19 protein-coding genes are annotated in these 23,238 nt (G+C 58.5%); 13 read left to right on the forward strand and 6 right to left on the reverse strand.

All coding sequences use genetic code 11. The features are described 5' to 3' along the window. The first annotated feature begins 54 nt into the window (after positions 1 to 54). Positions 55 to 837, forward strand: coding sequence for an SDR family NAD(P)-dependent oxidoreductase (locus AC3WK5_RS02500; protein ID WP_103318878.1), 783 nt, complete (start codon positions 55 to 57; stop codon positions 835 to 837). Between the two features lie 20 nt (positions 838 to 857). On the opposite strand, the gene AC3WK5_RS02505 is transcribed toward AC3WK5_RS02500, so the two are convergent. Next, on the reverse strand, positions 858 to 1,439 hold the full coding sequence (locus AC3WK5_RS02505; protein ID WP_177474721.1) for a TetR/AcrR family transcriptional regulator: 582 nt from the start codon (positions 1,437 to 1,439) through the stop codon (positions 858 to 860). Positions 1,440 to 1,843: 404 nt separating this feature from the next. Between AC3WK5_RS02505 and AC3WK5_RS02510 the strand changes: the two genes are divergently transcribed. The 12 genes from AC3WK5_RS02510 (at position 1,844) to AC3WK5_RS02565 (ending at position 18,311) form a co-directional block, all read left to right on the forward strand. Next, entirely contained in the window at positions 1,844 to 3,268 is a 1,425-nt protein-coding gene (locus tag AC3WK5_RS02510; protein WP_103318874.1) for a DUF1329 domain-containing protein, read from the forward strand. 21 nt (positions 3,269 to 3,289) lie between these two features. Beyond that, entirely contained in the window at positions 3,290 to 4,936 is a 1,647-nt protein-coding gene (locus AC3WK5_RS02515) for a DUF1302 domain-containing protein (RefSeq protein WP_350318947.1), read from the forward strand. An 8-nt stretch (positions 4,937 to 4,944) separates the two neighbouring features. Further along, positions 4,945 to 7,347 carry an efflux RND transporter permease subunit gene (locus tag AC3WK5_RS02520; RefSeq protein WP_103318872.1) on the forward strand — a complete coding sequence of 801 codons (2,403 nt, stop codon included), beginning with the start codon at positions 4,945 to 4,947 and terminating at the stop codon, positions 7,345 to 7,347. 10 nt (positions 7,348 to 7,357) lie between these two features. Then, complete coding sequence (locus AC3WK5_RS02525; RefSeq protein WP_103318951.1) at positions 7,358 to 8,317, forward strand: WD40/YVTN/BNR-like repeat-containing protein; 960 nt, start codon at positions 7,358 to 7,360, stop codon at positions 8,315 to 8,317. A gap of 245 nt (positions 8,318 to 8,562) precedes the next feature. Then, positions 8,563 to 9,846, forward strand: coding sequence for an acyl-CoA dehydrogenase family protein (locus AC3WK5_RS02530; RefSeq protein ID WP_103318871.1), 1,284 nt, complete (start codon positions 8,563 to 8,565; stop codon positions 9,844 to 9,846). 55 nt (positions 9,847 to 9,901) lie between these two features. Further along, positions 9,902 to 11,035 (forward strand): saccharopine dehydrogenase family protein, encoded by a 1,134-nt coding sequence (locus AC3WK5_RS02535; protein ID WP_103318869.1) that lies wholly within the window; start codon positions 9,902 to 9,904, stop codon positions 11,033 to 11,035. 10 nt (positions 11,036 to 11,045) lie between these two features. Then, positions 11,046 to 12,605 carry an AMP-binding protein gene (locus tag AC3WK5_RS02540; protein WP_103318949.1) on the forward strand — a complete coding sequence of 520 codons (1,560 nt, stop codon included), beginning with the start codon at positions 11,046 to 11,048 and terminating at the stop codon, positions 12,603 to 12,605. 13 nt (positions 12,606 to 12,618) lie between these two features. Further along, positions 12,619 to 13,857 (forward strand): thiolase family protein, encoded by a 1,239-nt coding sequence (locus AC3WK5_RS02545; protein ID WP_103322100.1) that lies wholly within the window; start codon positions 12,619 to 12,621, stop codon positions 13,855 to 13,857. 11 nt (positions 13,858 to 13,868) lie between these two features. Beyond that, positions 13,869 to 15,248, forward strand: a complete 1,380-nt coding sequence (locus AC3WK5_RS02550) for an NAD(P)/FAD-dependent oxidoreductase (RefSeq protein WP_103322101.1) — start codon at positions 13,869 to 13,871, stop codon at positions 15,246 to 15,248. Positions 15,249 to 15,458: 210 nt separating this feature from the next. Further along, a complete protein-coding gene (locus tag AC3WK5_RS02555) occupies positions 15,459 to 16,943 on the forward strand; it encodes a flavin monoamine oxidase family protein (protein WP_103314672.1) in 1,485 nt (494 codons plus the stop codon). Positions 16,944 to 16,952: 9 nt separating this feature from the next. Then, entirely contained in the window at positions 16,953 to 17,609 is a 657-nt protein-coding gene (locus AC3WK5_RS02560) for a c-type cytochrome (RefSeq protein ID WP_103314670.1), read from the forward strand. A gap of 39 nt (positions 17,610 to 17,648) precedes the next feature. Next, positions 17,649 to 18,311, forward strand: a complete 663-nt coding sequence (locus tag AC3WK5_RS02565) for a hypothetical protein (RefSeq protein WP_103314668.1) — start codon at positions 17,649 to 17,651, stop codon at positions 18,309 to 18,311. Positions 18,312 to 18,438: 127 nt separating this feature from the next. Here the strand turns inward: AC3WK5_RS02565 and AC3WK5_RS02570 are convergent, their stop codons facing one another. From AC3WK5_RS02570 to AC3WK5_RS02590, 5 genes are all read right to left on the reverse strand, one after another. Beyond that, positions 18,439 to 19,116: a c-type cytochrome gene (locus AC3WK5_RS02570; RefSeq protein ID WP_103314666.1), complete on the reverse strand. Its 678-nt coding sequence runs from the start codon at positions 19,114 to 19,116 to the stop codon at positions 18,439 to 18,441. Beyond that, positions 19,116 to 20,603: a flavin monoamine oxidase family protein gene (locus tag AC3WK5_RS02575; protein ID WP_103314664.1), complete on the reverse strand. Its 1,488-nt coding sequence runs from the start codon at positions 20,601 to 20,603 to the stop codon at positions 19,116 to 19,118. The genes AC3WK5_RS02570 and AC3WK5_RS02575 overlap by 1 nt, the downstream gene beginning before the upstream one ends. A gap of 252 nt (positions 20,604 to 20,855) precedes the next feature. After that, complete coding sequence (locus tag AC3WK5_RS02580; protein ID WP_103314662.1) at positions 20,856 to 21,521, reverse strand: TetR/AcrR family transcriptional regulator; 666 nt, start codon at positions 21,519 to 21,521, stop codon at positions 20,856 to 20,858. A gap of 181 nt (positions 21,522 to 21,702) precedes the next feature. After that, positions 21,703 to 22,119 carry a RidA family protein gene (locus AC3WK5_RS02585; protein ID WP_103314660.1) on the reverse strand — a complete coding sequence of 139 codons (417 nt, stop codon included), beginning with the start codon at positions 22,117 to 22,119 and terminating at the stop codon, positions 21,703 to 21,705. A gap of 13 nt (positions 22,120 to 22,132) precedes the next feature. Beyond that, positions 22,133 to 22,966, reverse strand: a complete 834-nt coding sequence (locus AC3WK5_RS02590; RefSeq protein WP_103314659.1) for a phytanoyl-CoA dioxygenase family protein — start codon at positions 22,964 to 22,966, stop codon at positions 22,133 to 22,135. Between the last annotated feature and the right edge of the window lie 272 nt (positions 22,967 to 23,238).

Raw genomic sequence — 23,238 nt, forward strand, 5'->3', positions numbered from 1 at the left:
CACGCTATGCATTGTCAGCGGAAGACGTGCCGCCATTCTTTTCGAGGTGTATTGATGAGTCACGATTTCGCCCAGAATTTTTCCCTTGCCGACCGAACAGTGCTGATCACCGGCGCCTCCAGCGGCATCGGTGCACACCTGGCGCGGGTTGCCGCTCGTGCCGGTGCTCGCGTGGTACTGGCTGCGCGGCGTGTCGAGCGGCTTAGGCAAGTGGCCAAGGACATCGAGTGGGAAAGTGGCCAGGCACTATCGGTCGCCCTCGACGTCACCGATCGTGCCAGCGTCGAGGCGGCCTTCGACGCCGCCGAGGCGCATTTTGGCGTGGTCGACGTGGTACTCAACAACGCCGGGATCGGTAGCGGCCAGCGTCCGCTGGAGATCAGCGAAGAGGAGTGGCGCGCCATGCTGTCGACCAACCTGGACGGTGTCTGGCGCGTTGCCCAGGTCGCCGCGCAACGGTTGGTCAAGGCCGGGCGTGGCGGCAGCGTCGTCAACATCGCTTCGATACTCGGAGTACGCGTCAGCACCGGTTACAGCCACTACTGCGCCGCCAAGGCCGGTGTGGTGCAACTGACCAAGTCGCTGGCGCTGGAACTCGCGCGCTACAGGATCCGTGTCAACGCCATAGCCCCAGGCTACTTCAAGACAGAGATGAATGATGCCTTTTTCGAGGGCGACAAGGGCAACAGCTACATTCGCGAGCAGGTTCCCATGCGTCGATTGGGCGAGCTGCACGAGCTGGAGGGGCCGTTTCTGCTGCTTGCTAGCGATGCCGGTGCGTTCATGACCGGTAGCGTCCTGGCGGTGGATGGAGGACACCTGGTCAGCAGCATGTAAAGATCGTGCCTGGCCAGGACTCAGTGACTGGCCACCAACAGGGCCAGCGCAGTGCAGGCCGTCTCGGTTTCTGCCTTTAGGCGTTCCAGGTCGCCATGGGCGAACCATGCGATGGTCAGACCGTCGACCAAGTGGATGAGCAAGCGACTGGAAGCCTTCAGCACGGGGGCTTCGAGCTCCGCACCGATGGCGCGCTCCAAGGCTTGCTCAGTCGCCTCTATGGCAACTGCGTATATCTTGCTCGCCATCCCGGGGTCGTTACGCATGGCCCAGAAGAAAAGCTCGGTTTGCGCCTTGGCTTCCTCAGGATTTTCGGTAAACCACGTAATCAGTTGACGAAGCACTTCAGCGGCCGTTTCAGCAGCTGTAGTCCCCGCAGGCACGTGCGCCAAGGCTTGATGGGGCAGGTTGAAAAGAGACTCGTAGACCGCGTAGAAGAGGTCGTTTTTGGTATGGAACACGTAATGCAACGAGGCCAACGGGCAGCCGGCAGCCGACGCGATGCGCCGGGTGGTTGCATTGGCGACTCCGTGTTCGGCAATGACCTTGACCGTCGCTTCGACGAAATCCTGCCTGCGTAATTCAGCGCCCATTCTGGCCATAGATCAGCAATCTCCAATATTTCTGACGCCCCGTCTCTGCTGTGGGCGGTGTCAACGCTAGCGGATGCTACAGCAACGCTACAGAGAGCGTCAGAGGCTCTCATACGTCCTGAGACCGTTGCACCTTAATGGTAACGCTTGTTTCGTTAATTCCCGGTTTGGTGCGTTCCGACGAAACACTTGGATACGTTTTGGCGGGAGCATCTCGCGCCCAACCCTCCCGATATCATCTCAATTGATTGATAAGAAACGACTATTTCCAACACCTCGAATCTTGGCACTCGCCTTGCTTTGGTCGAATGACTTGGTCATTTGATCAAGTCAGTTGATTAGGTTAGCGCAGGCACCGTGTTACCGCTTTCAAAACGGGCACGTTGCCGATCAAGGCCCACGAGGATCCTCCAATGAACAAAGTGATTGAGCGCCCAGACACCGATGTTTCTACGGGTGTCGGGATCAGACATCTGATCGCGGCCATCGCCGCATCGGCTTTTATCTGTACTGGGCAGGCGGCAGAAAAGGATCCTGCGTTGCTCGGAACCCAATTGACCCCACTGGGAGGCGAGGTCGCGGCGAGCGCCGATGGTGTCATTCCGGCCTGGACACCACCAGGCCCACAGGGTGCCGGCTGGAGTCATGGCCAAGTGCGCGGGCAGCAATGGAAGTTCAAGGACGACAAACCGCTGTTCAGAATCGATTCGGGCAACGTCGCGAAATACGCCAGCAAGCTTTCACCTGGCCAGGTGGAAATGTTCAAAAAGATTCCGGGTTACCGGATGGATGTGTACCCGACGCGTCGCAGTTGTGGCGTACCCGATTTCGTTGCAGAAAACACCAAAAAGAACGTCGGTTTCGCCAAGCTCGACGGCGACGGCCTGGCGCTGCAGGAAGCCTACGTGCCCGGCATTCCGTTTCCGTTTCCGACCTCGGGTGCCGAGGTCATGTGGAACATGAAAATGCGCTACCGCGGCGTCGGCTTCGATATGTCGAAAACCGTCTCCGGGATTTCGCCACGCAAGGGCAGTGAAGACTGGCTACGAACCTCCACCGACTGGTTCATGTACACGCCATGGGGAGTGAAGGGCAGCGCGCTGTTTTCCTCATTCGATCGCCTCGAAGTCGCGACCTACTTCAGCTACTCCGACCCCGCAGCCCTTGCCGGGCAGGCCGGGGTGGTGACTACCAAGGCTGGCGAGCAAGCCACCACGTTCTATTACTTCCCGGGCCAGCGCCGGGTACGTCGTATGCCGGCGTACTCCTACGACGCACCGCAAATCGGTCTGGACAATCAATACACCATCGATGAGTCCAACGTGTTCTTCGGCCCGATGGATCGCTTCGACTGGAAGCTGGTCGGCAAGCAGGAAATGCTCGTGCCCTACAACTCGTTCGGCGCCTACGACAACTCGGCGAAGATCGATGATGTGGCCAAGCGCGACTTCATCGCCCCCGAGTCGCGCCGCTATGAAATGCACCGCGTCTGGGTGGTCGAGGCCACCGTCCGCCAAGGCATGCGCCATCAGGCGCCGAAGCGCCTGTTCTACATCGACGAGGACAGTTGGAACGCGCTGATGGCGGTGGACTACGACAAACAAGGGCAAATCTGGAAAGTCCGCGAGGGTTACACGATCCCGGTATACGAGACCGGCACCTGCGACATGGAAGCCCAGGCGCAATACAACCTCGTTGATGGTCGCTACCTGTACGACATGACCTCCATTGGAACCGGCAAGAACGACCATCGCTGGCTGACCGATAGCGCCAACAACCCTCGTCTGAAACGCGACTTCTACACCTCAGACAATCTGCGTGCCACCAGCGAACGCTAACTGCGGCTTCCGGGAACAGACATGAAAAAAATAATCAGTAAAACCTCTGGTCTTGTCATCGCGTGTGCAACTCCTTTTGCAATGGCGTTCACCTTTGAAGCCGACAACGTCCACGGATCGTTCGATTCCACCATCGCCGTGGGCATGGGGCTGCGCACCGAATCGCGGGACTGCAACCTGATCACCAGTGGCGCCAGTGGGCACAACCCACCCAACGGGTGCCTCTCGCCCAGTGCCGGCATCGGTGATCAGGGCGACTTGAATTACGACAAGGGTGATCTGTTCACCAACTACATAAAGGGTACGCATGAGCTGGTTCTGAAGTTCCCCGAGGACTACACCTTCATGGCGCGTGGCAGCTGGATCCGTGACTTCGCCGCGACCGACACCAGCGGCGCGTTATCAGCCAATACACCTGCGGGAGTGGGGAGCGATGGCCTCACCAGCAGCGCTCGGGACGATCTCGAATTCAAGGCGCGTCTGCTGGATCTGTGGGTCAGCAAGAGCTTCGATGTCGGTGATCAGCGCGTTCGGGCTCGCCTGGGTAACCAGGTGATTAACTGGGGTGAGAGTCTGTTCGTGGTGGGTGGCATCAACAACACCAACGCTTACGACTACCAGGCCCTCGCACGTCCTGGTGTGCAACTCAAGGAAGCCGTGTTGCCCGCCCCGATGCTCAGTCTCGCTTCGGGTCTGGGATCCGGCGTGAACGTTGAAGCCTACTGGCAGTTTGGATGGAACAAGAGCGAATTACCGCCTGTGGGCAGTTACTGGTCAACTACCAACTCGCTAGGCAAAGGCATGAAGGCCTATGGGGCCGACGAAAAGGATGCACGCGATAGCGGCCAATGGGGTGTCTCGCTGCGTTGGCAACCGGATGGCACCGATCTCAATCTCGGCCTTTACGTGATGCGCTATCACGAAAAGCTGCCGTCCCTGACTCTGCAGGTGCTGGACCCGGACACCTTCGCTTTGGCGCAAAAGTGGGTATATCCGGAAGACCGTATGCTCTACGGCATCAGCGCCAATATGCCGATGGGGGACTGGGCTGTTGGCACGGAGTTGTCCTACCGTCCCAAGGATGCTGTGCCACTCAACCCGGTTATCGATGCCTGTGCCAGTAATGGCGGAAAATGCTGGAAGGACGAGAAAAAATTCCAGTGGCACCTGACTGGCATATACAGCGTCACACCCTCCAACTCCCCGACACTGCTCGACTTCACAGGTGCCAGTACGGGCACTCTACTGTCCGAGTTGGTGGTCGTGAAATATCCCGGCCTGCATGACAACGTCAACGGTGAATTGATCTCCGCTGGTTTGAACAACTGGCAACTGGATCCGGCGACGCCGCCGACGGCCAAGGGCGATAAAACCTCATCGGGCATTAATGTCGATTTCAGTCTCACCTATGACGGGACATTGATTCCTGGTTGGCAGGTCACGCCAGGCATCTTCTATTCGCGATCACTGGGCGGGCGGACACCAAATCTGGCTGCAACCTTTACCGAGGATGCCAGCAGCATGAACCTGTATCTGAATTTCGTGCGTAACCCTGCGAGTTGGCAGGTTTCCGCCAACTACGCGAAGTTCATGGGCGGCAAGACTCCCTACGACCAATTGCTGCGCGATCGCGACTACGTCGGTCTTGTGGTTTCCCGAACCCTGTGAGGCGCGCCGTGAACAGTTCCTTGAAAATGACGGAAACCAAGGTGCGCGGGACGTTGCCGCGCATCGAGCAGTGGCTTTTTACTCACCGCCTGCTGACGCTGTTGAGCCTGGCCGTTTTCACCTTGGGCATGGCCTGGTTTGCGGTGCAGCTGCGCATGGAGGCAGGGTTCGAAAAGCAGCTGCCGATCGGCCACGAGTACATCAAAACCTTCGAGACTTATCGCAATGACCTGCTCGGTGCGAACCGCCTGACGGTTGTGGTCAAGGCTCGCAAGGGCACGATCTGGAATAGGGCAGGGCTCAAGCGTCTTTACGATGTGACCCAGGCATTGATTTTCCTGCCCAACGTCTCGCGCAGCAGCGTGCGTTCGTTATGGACGCCCAATGCATTTGTCAACGAAATCACCGAGGAGGGCTTTCGCGCTGACCCACTTGTGCCGGGCACGGTGACGCCCGAGAGTCTCGATGATGCCAGCATTGCCATGATTGCCGACTCGACGGCTCAGGGGGGCTTCATCGGTACTCTGGTCGCACGTGATCAGAGTAGTGCAATGATCACCGTGGATCTCAACGAATTCGATGCCAGCGGCGAGCGCCTCGATTATGTGGCGTACAACCGGGTGCTGGAGGAGAAGATTCGTGGCCAGTTTGAAGACAGTGACTTCGAAATCCAGATCATCGGCTTCGCCAAACAGATCGGTGATATTGCCGAAGGCGCTTCGGCGGTTCTGGAGTTCTGCCTGCTGGCGTTGCTGCTGACGGCTGCTGCGGTGTACTGGTACTGCCATTCAGTGCGTTTCACTTTGCTGGCGGTGGGCTGTTCGCTGGTGTCGTTGATCTGGCAGTTCGGTGCCCTGCGCTTGCTCGGCTACGGGCTTGATCCGCTCGCGGTGCTGGTGCCTTTTCTGGTGTTTGCCATCGGTGTGTCCCATGGCGTCCAGCAGATCAATTTCATCATTCGCGAGATCGCTTGCGGCAAATCTGTCGAGGGTGCAGCACGGGCCAGCTTCAGCGGCTTGCTGATCCCCGGCACTCTCGCCCTGGTGACCGCCTTCGTGTCGTTCGTGACCCTGTTGCTGATCCCGATACCGATGGTGCGCGAACTGGCCATCACCGCTTCACTAGGGGTGGCTTTCAAGATCATGACGAATCTGGTGATGCTGCCGGTGGTGGCGTCGATGTTGCGGGTGGACGCCGGTTACGCCGCTGCCGAGGAAATCTCCCGTCAGCGCCGTGCCCGTTGGTTGCACGGCTTTGCCCGACTGACCGAATGGCACAACGTGCGCTGGGTGCTTGGCATGGCATTGCTGATATTTGTCACGGCGGCCTGGCAGAGCCATGACCGGGTCGTCGGTTCCCTACAGGCCGGTGCACCGGAGCTGCGCGAGGAGGCGCGCTTCAATCGCGATGCGGTGGCCATCGCCAGCAATTACGACATCGGTCTGGACTGGCTCAGTGTGGTCTTCGAGGCCCCGTCTGACGGAACCACCAACCTCTGTGAAGACGTCGCGCTCGGCCAATACCAGGACCGTTTCGTCTGGGCGATGCAAGGCGTTCCCGGAGTGGTTTCGGTCACCTCGTTTTCCAACAGCATGCGTCAGTTCAACGAGGGCTATAACGAGGGCAACCCGAAAATGAATGCGGTGCCCATCGACCCGACCAACTACTCATCGATGGCCGCCGAGGTGGCCCGCGTGCCTGGAATGATGCGCCCCGATTGCAGCATGACGGCCGTGCATCTATTTCTGGCGGATCACAAGGCAGCAACCATCCATAGGGTAATCGCCGCTGCCAAGGCGTTCCGTGCCGAGTTCACCCAACCCGGCGTGAGCGTGCGCTTGGCTTCCGGCAACGCCGGGGTGATCGCCGCGATCAACGAGGAGGTGGAAAGGAGCGAACTGCCGATGATGCTCTACGTCTACGGAGCCATCGCTCTACTGGTGTTTGTCGTCTACCGCGACTGGCGCGCGGTCCTGGTGTGCTGCCTGCCCCTGACCCTGGGTACCTTCATCGGCTACTGGTTCATGAAGGAGCTGCAGATCGGCCTGACCATCGCGACCTTGCCGGTGATGGTATTGGCCGTCGGCATCGGAGTGGATTACGCCTTCTACATCTACAACCGCCTGCAACTGCACCAAGCCCATGGACAACCGATCACCAAGGCGGTCGAGCATGCGCTGCTGGAAGTAGGGGTGGCGACCATCTTCACTGCGATCACGCTGGCGGTGGGAGTGGCAACCTGGGCTTTTTCCGATCTCAAGTTCCAAGCCGACATGGGCAAGCTGCTGGCCTTCATGTTCCTGGTCAACATGGTCATGGCCATGACCGTGCTGCCGGCCTTCGCCGTCTGGCTCGAGCGGGTATTTCCGCGCCGGCGCCCCGTGCGTCTGATCGGCGCGCTGGTGCATTGAGGAGAACATGATGCGAAACCCTATTCCCCTTATCTCAATCCTGCTCGCAGCGACTCTGTCACCGACTTTGCTACAGGCATCACCGTTGCAAGCAGTACCAGCAACGCATGCAAGCAATGCTGCAGCCGCCATCTTGTTGAGTGCCACTTGGGCCAAGGAGCGAGTCGTCGCAGTCGGCGATCACGGCATGGTGTTGCTGTCGGATGACCACGGGCAACACTTTCATCAGGCGACTTCCGTGCCGCTGTCTACGCCCCTGACGGGAGTTTCCTTCGTCGACGCCAGGCAAGGCTGGGCGGTCGGCCACTGGGGCGCGATTCTGGTCAGCAACGACGGCGGCGATGTCTGGCAAGTTCAGCGGCTGTCCAGCGCAGAAGATCGGCCGTTGTTTGCCGTGCATTTCTTCAACGCCATGCAAGGTGTTGCAGTGGGGCTGTGGTCATTGGTGCTGACCACTGACGATGGTGGCCAGACCTGGATCGAGCAGAAACTCGACGCGCCACCCGGATCGAGTCGTGCCGACCTGAATCTGATGGGACTGTTTGCCGATGCAAAAGGGCGCTTGTATGCCACCGCAGAGCGCGGCCAATTGTTGCGCTCCGATGATCAGGGCAAGCACTGGCGCTACCTGGATACCGGCTACAGCGGCACGTTGTGGACGGGGGCTGTCCTGAGCGACGGCTCGCTGCTGGTAGGCGGACAACGCGGCACGTTACTGCATGGTTCCGCAGACGGCTCGAGCTGGCAGCGCGTGCCGCTGCAAAGCAAAAGTTCAGTCACAGCCATCGATGTCTCCGGGCGAGAAGTCATCGCGGTGGGACTCGACGGTTTGATTGTGCGCAGTGACGACGGTGGACAGAGTTTTCACGAGCAACCCAGCGGCGACGGTGTTTCGCTCACGGCGTCGCTGCTGAACAGTGACGGCTCACCGATTCTGTTTTCACGACGAGGCGTCGTCCCTCAGCGCTGATGCCGCTGCGATGTCGGGAGGCCAGCGCGATGCCCGCTTCCCGACATTTGGCTTGGTCATTTTCTAAAACTTCCTGCTGATTTTCGGCCGGTTCCCCCGTGCCTGAAAGCGCGTCTTCACGCGCAAAATAATTAACATAACAGTTGTTGCGTTAAATAATTTTGCTTGTTAGAGTCGATCGCAAATAACAAGACGCAGAACGTTGCAAAGCGCAACGGCCTGCCATTCTCGATGGAGGTACTCTGATGATCTCGCTCAAATCGACGCTTACCCTGCCAGCTGCCGGACTGTCCGGCTTCGAAACACCGCTGACAGAAGAGGAGGCTGCGATTCAGGCCTCCGTCCACCGCTTCGCCAAAGAGGTGTTGCGCCCATTGGGTCGCGAGCTGGACCGCATGACACCGGAAGAGGTGATTGCCCCAGGCTCGCCTTACTATTCGATGTTCAGCGAGTTCGCCAAGTTGGGGCTTGATCCGGCGCTGTTGGCACAGTTGCCACCGGATATGGCGGTACGGATCGAATCACTGATCGGCGAAGAACTCGGTTGGGGCGATGCCGGCCTGGCAATTTCCCTTGGCTGTGCTGACTTCCCGCTGCAAATGGCCGTCGCCGCCGGCAATACCGAATTGGCCGAGCTCTGCCAGGGCCGGATCGGTTGCTGGATGGCCACCCAACCCGATCGTGGTAGCGACAACCAGATCTTCGATATGGCGCGTGACTGGCCGGCAGGAAAGCCTGGAAATATCGGCAACCTGACCGCCAAAGTGGTCGGCGATGAAATCATCCTCAACGGTCAAAGCTCGGCGTGGGTATCCAACGGAGCCGTCGCGCAGGTCGCGCTGGGTATGATCTGCGCCGATTACGGTGACGGTTTCTACGATGCCAACGGTCGGCCGCATGGTATTGCGGTGATCATTCCGCTGGATCTCAAAGGCGTATCTAAAGGCAAGCCGCTGGACAAGATCGGTCAGCGTTCCCTGCCACAAGGCGAAATCTACTTCGACAGCGTGCGAGTGCCCCGGCGCTTTGCAATCGCCGAGCGTGATACCTACTACGGCGCCGTCAGCTCTTCCTGGTCGTTTGCCGGCACGCACATGAGCCAGGTGTTCACCGGCGTCGCGCGCGCAGCATTCGAAATGGCGCTGCAGTACTGTCATGAACGCCGTCAGGGCGGTCATCCGTTGATCGACCACCAGATGACCCGCCTGCGCCTGGGCGAAATGCTGCGCCGTGTCGAGGCCGCCCGCGCTGTCGCCCGACGTTCGCTGAGCTTCGCGCGTCTGTCGCCGCAAACCCATCCCTACGCCACAGCTGCCGCCAAGGTCACGGTGACCGAAGAGGCGATGGCCGTTGTGCAAGAAGCCTTCCGCCTGTTCGGTGGCAACGGCACCACCCGCGAATACCCGATCGAGAAGTTGTTGCGCGACACCCAGTCTTCGCTGATCGAGGATGGGGAGAACCGTGTTCTGACTATGCGCCTGGGGCTGCTGGCCCAGCAGCTTTACGCCGAAGGCTGGGCGAACAACTAACCCTGAAAATTCACCCGACATCACTCATCCAATAACAACAATGAGGTACATCCCGATGGCCAAATATCCTGTGGTTGTCTACGGCGCCAGTGGTTACACCGGCATGCTGATCATGGACTGGTTGATCGACCAGCACATCCCGTTCACCGCCGTGGCGCGCAACGCCGGCCGTGCCCAGGAAATGATGGCGCAACGCGTTGTCGGCCTGGAGTCGGCGACCTACGAAATCATTGAGTGCCCCCACGAGGTCGAAGCGTTGACTTCGGTGTTCAAAGGCGCGCGCGTGGTTTGCAACACGGTCGGCCCATTCATCAATTTTGGCCTGACCGCCGTTGAAGCGGCATTGAAGGCCGGCTGTCATTATCTGGATCCGGCCGGTGAGCAAGCGCACATTCGTGCCTTGCGCGATCAGTTTGGCGAGCTATACCGCCAGGCTGGGCTGCTGCTGTCGCCATCGCTCGCGTACATGTACACCTACGCCGAGATCGCCGCCGAGCTGGCCCTGGAAACTCCGGGCGTCGATTCGCTGGAAACCGCAACCCTGACCCGTGGGCCACGTACCGGTGCCGCCGGTGTGACCGTCGGTTCAACGGCCACCATTTTCGAAGGCGTACGCTACCCCGGTGCCTACCTGTGGGAGAAGGAACTGGTGCCATATGCGCCGAATACGAGCTTCAACGTGGTCTGTCCCGATCTTCTGGAATCGGTGTTCTGCCTGCCATGGGGCGGCACTTCGTTGCCGGTGTTCTACGAGGAGGATGGCCGGGTGCGCAGTTGCATGTCCTGTGTCGGTTTCTACGACAACCCGGTGATGAAAATGGTCCACGGCCTAGGTGAGAAGTGGGAAGCCGAATACAAGCACCTGCCGAAAGAGCAGCAGGACGCGGTGATCAATAGCCTCGTGCAGTCGACCACCCCAAGCATGCCACCGCGCGAGCGCAGCACCTTGCAACGCACCGTCGACTTCGCAATCGGCCGCGGTCAACTGACGGCGGTGCGCGCCACCGTGCACGGCATTACCCCTTACATCGCCACCGGCGCCTTGCATGCGGCAGCCGTGGTCAAGCTGTTGAACAACGACAGCGCTAAGGTCGGTTTTGCCTCGGCGTCGAAAGCCTTCGGCCATCGCTACCTGCTGGGCTTCCTCGAACAGCGTGGCCTGGCTCGCGCAACCGTTACCCAACTGTGAAGTGACCGACATGGCGATTATTGATTTCTTCGACCGTGGCTGGCGGATCAATCCGCACGGCGCGGCGTATATCCAGGACGACCGGGTATTCACCTTTACCGAAGTTCGCCACTTGTCATGCCGTATCGCCAACGCGCTATTGGCCGAGGGTTTGCCCAAGGGCACCAAAGGTGCGATCTGGTCGGCCAACGATGCCGTGGCCTGGACCTGCGCGCTGGGACTCTGGCGCGCCAACTTGTGCTGGATTCCCGTCGGCGCGCGTAACAGTGCCGAAGAGAACCGCTACGTACTCGATGCTTTCGATTGCGAAGTGTTGTTCTTCCAGAAGGAATTCGCACCGATCATTGACTCGTTGCGCGAGAGCCTGCCGAAGATCCGCTTGTGGATCTGTATCGACGACCACCTGCCCGAGGCACCTTCGCTCAAGGCCTGGATCGAGGGGCAGCCGAGTACGCCGCCCAAGGTCGAATACCAACTTGACGATGTGGTGGCGATCTCGCCAACCGGCGGCACCACGGGTCTGCCGAAAGGGGTGATGAACACCCATCGCAGCCTGCAGACATTCTGCGCCCACTTCATGATCAGTTGCCCGTACGAGGGCGATCATCTGCCGGTCAATCTAGCAGCCGCACCAATGACCCACACGGCCGGCATGCTCGCGGTGCCTTGCACCGCGCGCGGCGGTACCGTGGTCGTGATCACCAAGCCGGATCCGGCACTGATGCTGGGGATGATTGCGAAGTACAAGGTGACCGAGATCTTTCTGCCGCCAACGGTGATCTATCGCCTGCTCGATGTGCCCGACCTGGCGCAGAAGGTTGATTTCAGTTCACTGAAATACTTCCTCTACGGCGCAGCGCCGATGTCGGTGGAAAAGCTCAAGCTGGCCATCGAGACGTTTGGCCCAGTGATGGCCGGCGGTTACGGCCAGACCGAAGCACCGGCCGCGATCTCCAACCTGCCACCCAGCGAACATCTACAGGGCGGCCGCCTGGCACCTGACGAGCGCCTTTCCTCGGTCGGCCGGCCCAACCCACTGGTGCGCGTCGAGATTCTCAACAATGACGGAGAAATCCTCGCCCAAGGCGAAACCGGTGAAATCTGCGTGCGTGGCGACTTGGTAATGAAGGGCTACTACAAGGACCCGGAAAAAACTGCGGAAACCATCATCGACGGTTGGCTGCACACCGGCGACATCGGCCATCTTGACGTTCACGGCTACCTGCACATCACCGACCGCAAGAAGGACATGATCATCTCCGGTGGCTTCAACGTTTATCCGAGCGAGGTCGAGCAGGTGCTCTGGGGCCATCCGGCAGTGCAGGACTGCGCGGTGATCGGCGTACCAGATGAGCAGTGGGGCGAGAGCGTCAAGGCGGTGGTCGAGTTGAGTTCCGGGCACAACGTCAGCGCCGAAGAACTGATTGAGCTGTGCAAGGCCCGGCTCGGCTCGGTCAAGGCACCGAAAACCGTGGATTTCATTGATGCATTGCCACGCAGCCCTGTCGGCAAAGTGCTGAAGAAAGATCTGCGTGCCCATTACTGGCAAAGCGTTACTCGGCGAATTTGAGGGGAGTTATCTGATGGAACCTATCTACATTGCCGGCATTGCCATGACCGAGTTCGGGCGTCACCTCGAGCGCAGTCTTCAGGATCTGGCGCTGGAGGCATTGCAGGGGGCACTGGCGGATGCCGGTGCCCAGCGCTCCGATATCGGCGCCGTTTTCTACGCCGGCATCACCAACGGTAAATTGCAAGGGCAGCTCTCCATTCCGGGACAGGTGATTTGCAGCAAGATCGGTATTGAAGGCGTGCCTATCTACAATGTCGAGAATGCTTGCGCCTCGGGGAGTACCGCCGTTCATCTGGCAGTACAAAGCCTGCGTGCAGGTGCCACCGATGTGGTATTGGCACTCGGCGCCGAGAAGATGAATGTGCCCGATAAATTGAGAGCGCTGTCCCTCTTCGAAACCGGCTGGGATGTTTCCACTGCCGAAGAGAACTACGCCACGCTGGTAAAAATGGGCGAGGGCATCGTTCCTCCACCAGGTTCGGAGTCTGATCGTCCGTACAGCAAGTTCATGGCCATCTATGCCGCCATGTGTCGCTGGCATATGAAGACATACGGCACCACTCAGCGCCAGATCGCGGCGGTCTGCGCGAAGAACCATCAACACTCGGTGCACAACCCTTATTCGCAGTTCCGCAAGACTTTCACCATTGAAGAAGTGCTGGCGGCGCCGCCCATCACCTATCCGATCACCCTGCCAATGTGCGCTCCGTTGTCCGACGGCTCGGCGGCCGCGATTCTCTGCACGGAAGCAGGCCTGAAGCGGATCGGTGCCGATCCGAAACGTTGTGTGCGGATCGCCGCCAGCGTGATCCGCAGCTTCACCTTGCGGGGCCTGGACGAACCGCATAAGCACGTTAGCCTCCTGGCCGCGCGTGAGGCCTATGAGATTGCTGGCCTTGGTCCGCAGGATATGCATGTGGCCGAGGTGCACGACGCGTCGGCAATGGGGGAAATCATCCAGTCAGAAAACCTCGGATTGGCGCCGTTGGGGGAGGGCGGGATCTGCGCCGAGCGGGGCGATTTCACCCTGGGCGGCCGGATACCGATCAATACCTCCGGCGGGTTGGAGTCCAAGGGGCATCCGCTCGGCGCAACGGGTATCGGTCAGTTGTACGAGTTGACCACGCAATTGCGCGGGGAAGCTGGCGCACGCCAGGTACACGGCGCGCGGCATGCCATCCAAGAAAACGGTGGCGGGCTTCAGGGTGTTGAAGAAGCAGCGGTCGCTATTCACATCCTGAGTCGATAGGAGCGCATCACATGTCCATGACTTATCAAGCGCAAGAGCTGGAAAGCCACTTTGCCGGCGGGCATTTCCGCCGATTGGGTGGCTGGGTCGAGAGTCCGGTTGATTTGCAGCCCGAGCTCGAAAGCGATGTCGGTGCGGACGTCATCGTGATCGGTGCCGGTTTTGCCGGGCTGTCTACCGCCTTGGAGCTTACGGCGCTGGGTGCGAAGGTAGTCATCCTTGAACAGGAATTTGCCGGTTTCGGTGCCAGTGGTCGCAATGCCGGTTATCTGGGCGGCAGCATCGGCATTGAGTTCGAGCTGTTCTTGAAACGTGTCGGTCACGAAAAGGCGAAAAGCATCGTCAGGTTCTACGACGAAAGTGTCGCCTACGTCGAAGGCCGATTGCGCGAACTGGGTATCGACTGCGACTACAACGCCTCCGGAATCATCAGGGCGGGCATCCATCCTTCTCAGGAGAAAAAGCTGCGCAAGAGTATGGCAGTGGGTGACGAACTTGGCTCCCGTACCGAGTTTCTGGATCAGGCTCAAATGCGCGCACGGGGGATTCCACCGGCATTTCTGTTTGGCTGCCTGCAACGCCATGGCGGTACGCTGGACCCCGGCAAATACGTGATGGGACTGCGGCGGGCGGCGCTCCAGGCAGGCGTGAAACTGTATGAGAATACGAAGTTGGTGTCGTATTCCGATGGGCCGACGATCACCTGCCAAACCACGCACGGTCGTGCGACAGCCCCGAATTTGGTGCTGGCCACCAATGCCTATACGCCGCAAATCGGGCTTCTGCGCGACAAGATTGTTCCATTTCGGGTGTCGGCAGTCGAAACAGAGCCATTGTCCGCGCAGCAGTTGGCGTCATTGGGATGGGCAGGGCGGGAAGGGTTGATGACACCGCACTGGACCATGGAAAGCCATCGTCTGACGGCACGCAATACGTTGCTGCTGACCACCAAACGGCTTGGCTATGTGTACGGTTCCAAAACCCCGAACATTCCCGACGACGTCGCTTACCGCGAGCTGGAAAAGACGCTGGGCGCACGCTTCCCGACTTTGCGCGGCATTGGTATTCAATCGTGCTGGAGCGGCTACGTCAGCATGGCCTACGACGCGTTGCCGGTGGTGGGCGAAACCGGAACCCACCACAATATTCTCTACACCGCAGGCTGCTCCGGACACGGCATTGCCACCCAGTCGCTGATCGGGCATCTGCTGGCGGAAAGAATCGGCGGTATCGAGCATCCGTTGCTCGCTGCACTGCGTCACAAAACCCCGAAAACACTGCCAGAACCGCTGCAATGGTGCGCCGTGAGTCTGGCGCTGGGGGTGGCAAACAGCCTCGACGAATACACCAATCGCAAGGCTTCGAAGATTGAGGCTCGGCCTTATCGTTAGCGATTAATGGTTCAAAGAACGAAGAGTCACTGGAAAACAACACTCTGATTTGTAGTGGTGGCGCTGGCCTTGAAGTTACTGGCCGGGCAGTCGTTCGTCTGCGGAAAGTCAAAATGGATGTTTGCGTTTCTGCCACCGCTCTTTTACTGCCGCATCGACGCTCTGCAATGAGTGATTAATCCAACAATAACGTTATGTGAGGCATCGAGCATGGCCATTAAGTCCAGCACTGACGCACCCCCGGATTTAAAACGCAGGCAACTGCTCAAGTTGGCCGGCGCTTCAGCGGCGGTGGGATCGATTGGTTTGAACATCGGCCTGGCCAATGCCGCCGATGCGCTTTTGAAAGACAGCTCGGACGATGTTCTGGATGTCGTGATCATTGGTGCCGGCCTGGCCGGTCTGACGGCTGCCCGCGACCTGCATCTGGCGGGTTGCCAGTCTCTCTTGGTGCTCGAAGCGCGGGATCGCGTAGGCGGGCGCACACTCAATCATGACCTTGGCTCAGGGTACATTTCTGAAGTCGGAGGGCAGTGGATCGGCCCGGGACAAACGGCCGTAGCGGATCTCGCCCGAGAACTTGAGGTGGGTACGTTTCCCAGTTTCTACGAGGGCGAAACGGTCATCCTCGGAGGTGACGGACGTGTTGCTGTCGATTTGAAAGGCACGTTCGGCACCGATGAAACCGTTTCGGCAAAGCTCAGTGAGCTGTCGCGGGACGTGCCGTGCGGTGCACCGTGGAAGTCACCCAGGGCCGCCGAATTGGACAAACTCTCGGCGGGTGACTGGCTGGCTCAGCAGAACATCAAGCCTGAGGACCGGGCAGGGTGGAACGCCAGCTTCCTCCTGACCTGCGGCGTTACGCCTGCCAAGATGGGCTTTCTGCATTTTCTGTCGATGATCAACTCGGCCGGTTGTGAATACATGAGGCTCGACTCCATCAAGGACAGCGCGCAGGGAACACGCATCGTCGGTGGGTCGCAGATTCTCAGCAGCAAAATGGCGGAGCTGTTGGGCGATAAAGTTCGCTTGTCCTGTCCGGTTCGCAACATTGCCGATTGGAACCGCGACATCGTCAGACTGCAAACGGATAAGGGCGAGATACGTGCCCGGCGGGTCATCATGGCGATTCATCCCGCGCTCTGCCAACGCTTGCAGTTCGACCCGCCATTGCCGGAAGGTCGAGCAGCGCTGCAACTCGCGTGGCCTGCGCACTCTCCGGCACGCAAGACAGCGATGGTTTACCCCCGACCTTTCTGGCGTGACAAGGGCTTGAACGGCCATATCATCCAGGTCGGCGGCCCGGTCATTTGGGCCTACGACAATTCGCCGCCGAATGGGGAAATCGGTGTGATCAACGCGTTCGTTTTGAACGCGGCGGCGCCTTCCGATCCCGAAGCGGCGAAGCACGTGCAAACGCAAATTTATGCACGGGCCCTGGGGGAGGAAGCGCTCAACCCTGTGTCTTATCACGATCATGACTGGGCCCAATTCGATCCCTGGACGATCACTTGCGTTTCTCCGATTCCACCAGGTTTCTGGTCGAAGCATGGTGAGGCTCTGCGCCCTCCCTGCGGGAATCTGTTCTGGTCTGGTACCGAGACCGCCGACATCTGGGCGGGATACATGGATGGCGCCGTTCGCGCCGGCCACCACAGCGCCTTGCAGGTGCTCAATTCCTTGCGTCGGGTATAGGGGGCGCAGATGAAAAAAATCATAGCGTTCGGAGTCATTGCGGTCGTTGCTGTGCTGTTGGTGATTTTCGGGCGAGACCTTCTCGATCTCTATCGCTTGCAGAACTACATCACCACGTCTACCGAGGCTTACCAAGCCGATCGCGGAAACTGGCCGCATTTGACCGATGCCTGCACCGGTTGCCATGGCAGCAAGGGCAACTCGCTCAATTCGCGTTATCCAAGCCTGGCAGGGCAGCCGGCCGCGTACCTTGCTACGCAGTTGCACAGTTTTGCCAGTGGGCAACGGATCTATCCCAATATGGGGCCACTGGCGATGACCCTGAGCGGCGACGAAATCGACCTGCTGGTGAATTTCTACGCCACGCAACCTGTCAGCAAAAACGCCTCTTCTTCTCCTGGTGAGGGCTCGAGGGAAACAGGCAAACAGCTGGTGCAGACACGGGGCTGTGTCGCCTGTCACGGCGAAAACTTGATGGGTCACGACTCGTTTCCGCGTTTGGCAGCACAAGGGCACGATTACCTTTTGGCGCAGCTCAACGCTTTTGCCACCGGAGAGAGACGCGAGCCAACCGGTGCAATGAAAGCGGTAGCGGCTTCGCTGTCGGCAGATGAGCGCAAAGCGATCGCCACCTACCTTGCCGAGCTTATTCCTGAAAACAAGTAACTCATCAATCTTCCTGTCAGATGCATCGAGGCTATTGTTATGGATCTCCGAAATGCTGTTCTCTGTATTGCTTGCTTTTTGCTGTTCGCGTCTGGGCTTGTTTATGGGGTCAAGTTTCTTAAAAAACGAAACTATTTACTTGCTCTTGAGTGGTTTGTGGTGGCGTTCTCGGCGACAAACTTCCTGGTCTTCTTCATCACGGGCTTAAAGTTTGCTTATCTCATCTCCTATTTTTGCGACGCCTTTTCAAGAGCCTTTGGCATTCCAATTATTACTGTCCTTGGACTAATGGCTGTTACTCATACCTATAAGCCGTCAGTTCGTAACGATGTCATGATGTTTGCGGGTGCTATAGTGGGGACGTTGGCTCTAATTTCGACCACCGTTCTGGCCACGCTCCTTCCGTATTATTACGTAATGATGTGGGTCGGTTTTTCCATTTATCTCGTTTATTTTGCGCTCAGGCTGGTCAGCGCCAGGGAGACTTTCCATGCTATTGGCGTGATGCTGGGAATGCTCGCCTCGCTGGCTATTGCGTGTATCTACGACTTCTACAAAATCCCCGGTGACGATACCAACGTGCTGCTGAACTTCTACGTTCTCGCACTGACGACCTGGGCCTACCTGTTGGTGCACTTGTATTACGCCTATTGCGCGCTGGAGCGCTCGAAGGGCTCGATGGCACTTTTGCAGGCACATTGACGGGCCTGCTTGTAGCAATAATCACGCTCGATAAGGGTTGAGTCTTAAGCCGCCATTCTGGCGGCTTTTGTCGTATTTGAGAGGAGGATGACGCCGCGAGCATCCTTGCCCACCTTTGTAACAATGATTACTGGCCACCCGGAATCGCGGCAGCTGTCAGATTGGCCAGATAATGCGCCACAGCCCTGATATCGTCTTCGGACAACGAACCGGCCAGGGCATTCATCGCTTGGGTCGGGTCTTTACGTTGGCCAAGTTTGAAGGCCATGAGCTGATCGGTCAGATACAACTGCCCCTGGCCTGCGATGCGCGGAGCAAGCGGGCCGCCCGACAGCTTCTCGCCATGGCAAGCCACACAACCGTTGGCTGCAACTGTGCGTTGCCCGTGTTGTTGAAGGGATTCATCAGTCGTCGTGACTTCAGTCACTCCCGGTTTCTGCTGAGCGAAATAGTTGGCCAGATACTTGATTTGCTCGTCCGTCAGATTCGCTGCGAGTGGACTCATTTGCGCACTGTGTCGACGCCCTTCGGCGAACGCCTGTAACTGGGTTTCGATGTACGACGCAGGCTGACCTGCAAGGGCTGCGTACTGAGCATTTCCGGGCTGACCTCTGGCACCATGGCAAAGGGTGCAAGTGTCCTGCCGCTGTGGCCATGCACCACCATTGGCCTGGTATTCGGCGTCATGCTGATCCACGGCATTCATGAAGCGATAACCCGCCAGCAACTTCGGACCATAGACTACTGCCGATCCAGCCAACGCCGTTGCCGCGACGATTGCTCCGATAACGATGACTCGCTTCATCAAGCACTCCTCCCAGGTTGAACCAGCGCCTGTAGCGCTTCCATGGCGGCTCGATGACCGGCGCGGATCGCGCCATCCATGGCCCCGGCCCAGATATCCGCCGTTTCGGTACCAGACCAGATGAGGCGGCCGACGGCCGGATTCAGGTATTCACCCCATTGGGTCCAGAAGCCAGGGGGCATTGGTGAAATGCAGCTAAGGGTCCAGGGATCGATTTTGCCCCAGTCCTGGTCATGGAACTGGATCGGGTGCAGTGCTTCCACGCCAACGGCTTTGGCGTAGATAGCCGACAAGATGTCCTGCGCAGCTTTGGGGTCATGGGGCAATTGCCCTGTCCTGATGAAGCCGCTGAGAACGCCTAGGCTGCCGTCTGGCGGGGAGTTGTCGTAGGCCCAGATCAATGGCCCGTCTACTTGCACAATCTGGCCGTTGAGGCCTTTGTCCCTCCAGAAAGGCCGTTCATACACATGCACCGTCTTGCGCATCGGGGCATGCGCTGGCCACCGCCGCTGCAACTCGGCACGTCCTGTGGGGAGAGGCGGCTCGAAGGTGATCTGGTTGCACAATGCCGGGCTCAAGGCCGCAATTACTTGGCGCGCACGGATGACTCCTTGATCGGTATGCAACTCGACGACATCACGATCCCAGCCGACAATTTTGCGTACCGGGCATGCCAATCTGACCTTGTTCCCCAAGGCTTGTGCCATCTTCAAACTGAGGATCTGGGAGCCGCCAACCAGTCGCGACTCTTGCGCGCCACCTTTTACTCCTTCGAGTTTTTCGAGGCTGCAATCGGAGGAGTTGATGAGCGACAGGTAGTGCAACAGTCCCATACCGGCAGGCGTCGTGCCGAAGGTCAGGCTGACGGACATGTTGAATCCGATCTTGTCTGCATTGCTGATCCCTTGTTCAGCAAGCCATTCGCCGACCGAGAGCTTATCGAGGGCGACAGCGTCCTTTGCTTTCCAGGGGGCCCTGCTGGGAACGCCTTTTGCCAGCTTATTCAGTTTGGTGACGATTTCGGTGTTGGAATTCGGGCCATCGCTGACGTCCTCTTCAACCTTTTCATCGCCGATCAGATAGACCGCATTGCCCTTGTAATACGTAGGAAAGGTTGCGACGTCGAGCTGCCTTGCCAGATCCGCAATCGACGTTTGGCCAGGGCCAATCCACTGGCCACCGGCTTCAGAGATGACGCCGGTGCCAAGCTCATGGTTGTAGGTACGGCCGCCTACGCGATCCCTGGCTTCAAGAACAACGAACGACTCGCAGCCGGCGGCTTGAAGATCCCTGGCTGATGTAAGCCCAGACAACCCCGCCCCCATGATCACCACGTCAAGTATCGAGGTGTCCGGAGCAGACCCGGCTTGGGCCATGACGCGCCCGCTGATACCCAGCCCCCCGACGAGGGCTGCTCCTCCAATCGCTTGTAACAACAATCGTCGCTGGCGTGCTTGCGCCGACAGATCATCGAGATCCGAGTCCATCTTCACCTCCATCAAGGTTGCTTTTTTATTTATAATTACAGATGTTATTTAAATATATAACGGAAGCAGGATTCAGCAAAGTGAAATGAAGAGGAGGGCGTTAAAAGCTGATGTCGGGCTTGAGCAGGAGGGGAACTGTTGGTGCAGGAGGGTTTGCTTCGCGGTTGAAGCGAACCTGAATACTGAGGGGAATAAGTGTGTGAAGACAGGGTAGGGCGGAAACGGGTTACGCCGCTGGCCGCCCCTGATGACTTATCGAGAAGGGCTGATCAGCGTGATGACGGCATCCATCAACGCCTTTCTGCGTTTTGGCTGAAATCGTTCCGGTTCGATCGGCAGCATCATCATCCAGCCGTCGCTCAGCGCGCTGAGCTGGTCGGCGAGCAAATCGGAAGGAACGTCCTTGCGGATAATGCCTTGAGTTTGCCCCTTGGCCAGAATTACTGCGAGATCCTGGCGGAACCGGGAGTAACGCTTCTGGATGACGTCCGCGAACACCGGCTCGTGCCGGGCATGGGCCAGCATTTGAAATAGAGCAAGCCAACGGGCCGAGTCATTGGCCTGAGTCAGGTTCAACCACTGCTCAATCATTGCCCTGACATCGACCTGTTCCTGATTGGGCTCCAGCAGATTGTCGAATTCGTCGAATAGACTCTGTGCAGCAGCGGTAATCATTTCTTCCTTGTTGGCAAAGTAGTAGGTCACAGCGCCTGTCGTGCACCCGGCATGGCTGGCGACCTTGCGTAGAGAGGTTCCGGCATATCCTTCCTGGGCAATTACCTCGATGGCGGCTGTCAACAATTCACCGCGCTTTTCCAGACGATTGCCTACGGGACGTCCACGGCGCGCAACGTGCCCGGAATCACTGTCACTTGGCGTTTGGTGGCTATCCGTAGAAGGAGCTTGGGCGTCATGCATGGGAGAAAGTGATTCCGTTGTGAAGTGATGAGCCGATGGCGATTGTATGAGAGTCGCCAATCTACCGTTGCTCCGTCATTTTGGCTTGGCATGTCGTGATCATGCAATTGAATTGCCGGTTTCAAGGCCCCCTGGCTGCCAAGCGCAGGCCAGGGGCAGGGTGGTGATCAATCGTTCTCTGTCAGACCCGACCGCTATTGATCACCGCGACGGCTCGCACTTCCACCTGTAGCCCGGGAAGGGCCAGTTGCGAGATGCCAACAGCAGTCCATGCAGGGTAGCGCTCGGGGAAGTACTCATCCTTGACCTGCCCGAACGCATGGACTTCGCCCTGGAGGTCCGTGTGGAAGGTCATCAGTTCGACGACATCGGCCAAGCTTGCCCCTGCGGCCTCAAGGATAGTTCTCAAGGACTGAAAAGCCAGATGGGACTGTGCCTGGATACCTTCGGCAGGAGTCATGGACGCATCGATACCGACCTGGCCGGACACCCAGATCATGTTCCCGACACGCGTCGCCTGGGAAAAGTGGAAGTTGTCGTAGATGGCCTGGGTGTGACCAGGGTTGATGGATTGACGCTGCAGGTCTTGAGTGCTCATGGCGTTGCCCCTCTTATATTAATTGGTGGAACGTTGGGTGGCGGAAAGAATCTCCGGCTTTCAGGTTCGACAGCTCCTCGCTGAACAGCACGCCTTGTTGCGGGTAGCCGGCGGCACTGTGCTCTGGCAGCGGTCGAAAGGTCGCGTCGTCTCCAAAGAAACGAAAGACTAAGGTATGGCGATCCGGGAATGCCTTATCAACGGGGGCACCGCCGTGGAGCGATCCGGGGTGAAGCACGACGATATCGCCGGGTTCGGTGGCCCAGGACAGGATTTCGTAGGCGTTCGGGTCCACCTTGCGCCGGGCCTCGATGTCAGGGAGACGCGGCAAGGCGTCTCCACCGTGTAGAGGCTGAGTCGGATCTTTTGGATCGAGAAAGGTGGTGCCGTCGTAACGCGGCCCCTTGTGCGAGCCTCGGATAATCTCTAGTGCATTTTGCTTGGGCACCGATTCGAAACTGATCCAGGCATTTCCCCACTGCGTACCGGCCCAAGGCAGATAGGAGGTGTCCTGATGCCAGAGCGTTCGCGCCCCATGTCCACCAGCCTTGAGAAATACTTCTTCGGCGAAGTACCACACATGCTCCGAGCCCCAGAGCTGTGCAAACAGCTCACCGAAGGGCAGGGAAGTCACCAGTTCCTCAAGGCGAGCCTTGGCGATCGGATTCGCATTGTCGACGTGCGACTGTTGTTCAGTTCCGTCAAACATCCTGAAAGCATTGGGGCCGTGATTCTCGACAGCCCAGTCGAAGGCCGCCCGACACTCAGCCAATTGATCTTTGTTCAGAAAACCTTTGATCAGGACGGCCCCGTCTTCCAGGAACGCCTTTCGCACAGAGAGTTGCATGGGAGCTTTCTCCTCGAAAATGCCACTTGGCGATCTGGATGCTAGCAATTACCCTCAATTAACACAACTGGCGTTATGTTAATTTTGAAGCACTCAAATAGCCTCGTATCGCTGGGGGATTGCTGGGGCCGGCAGTGCGTGTCGGTGATCGTAAATTGCGTGCTTGGTGGTGACCGGGAGATTCTTTGAACTAGTCGCTCCTAGGCGATCGTGGGGTTGCCATTTTTTGGTTAATGGCTAGCTAGATAGCAGCTTCCTAGAGCTTTTCGGTG

The organism is Pseudomonas sp. FW306-02-D09B (genome assembly GCF_058782685.1).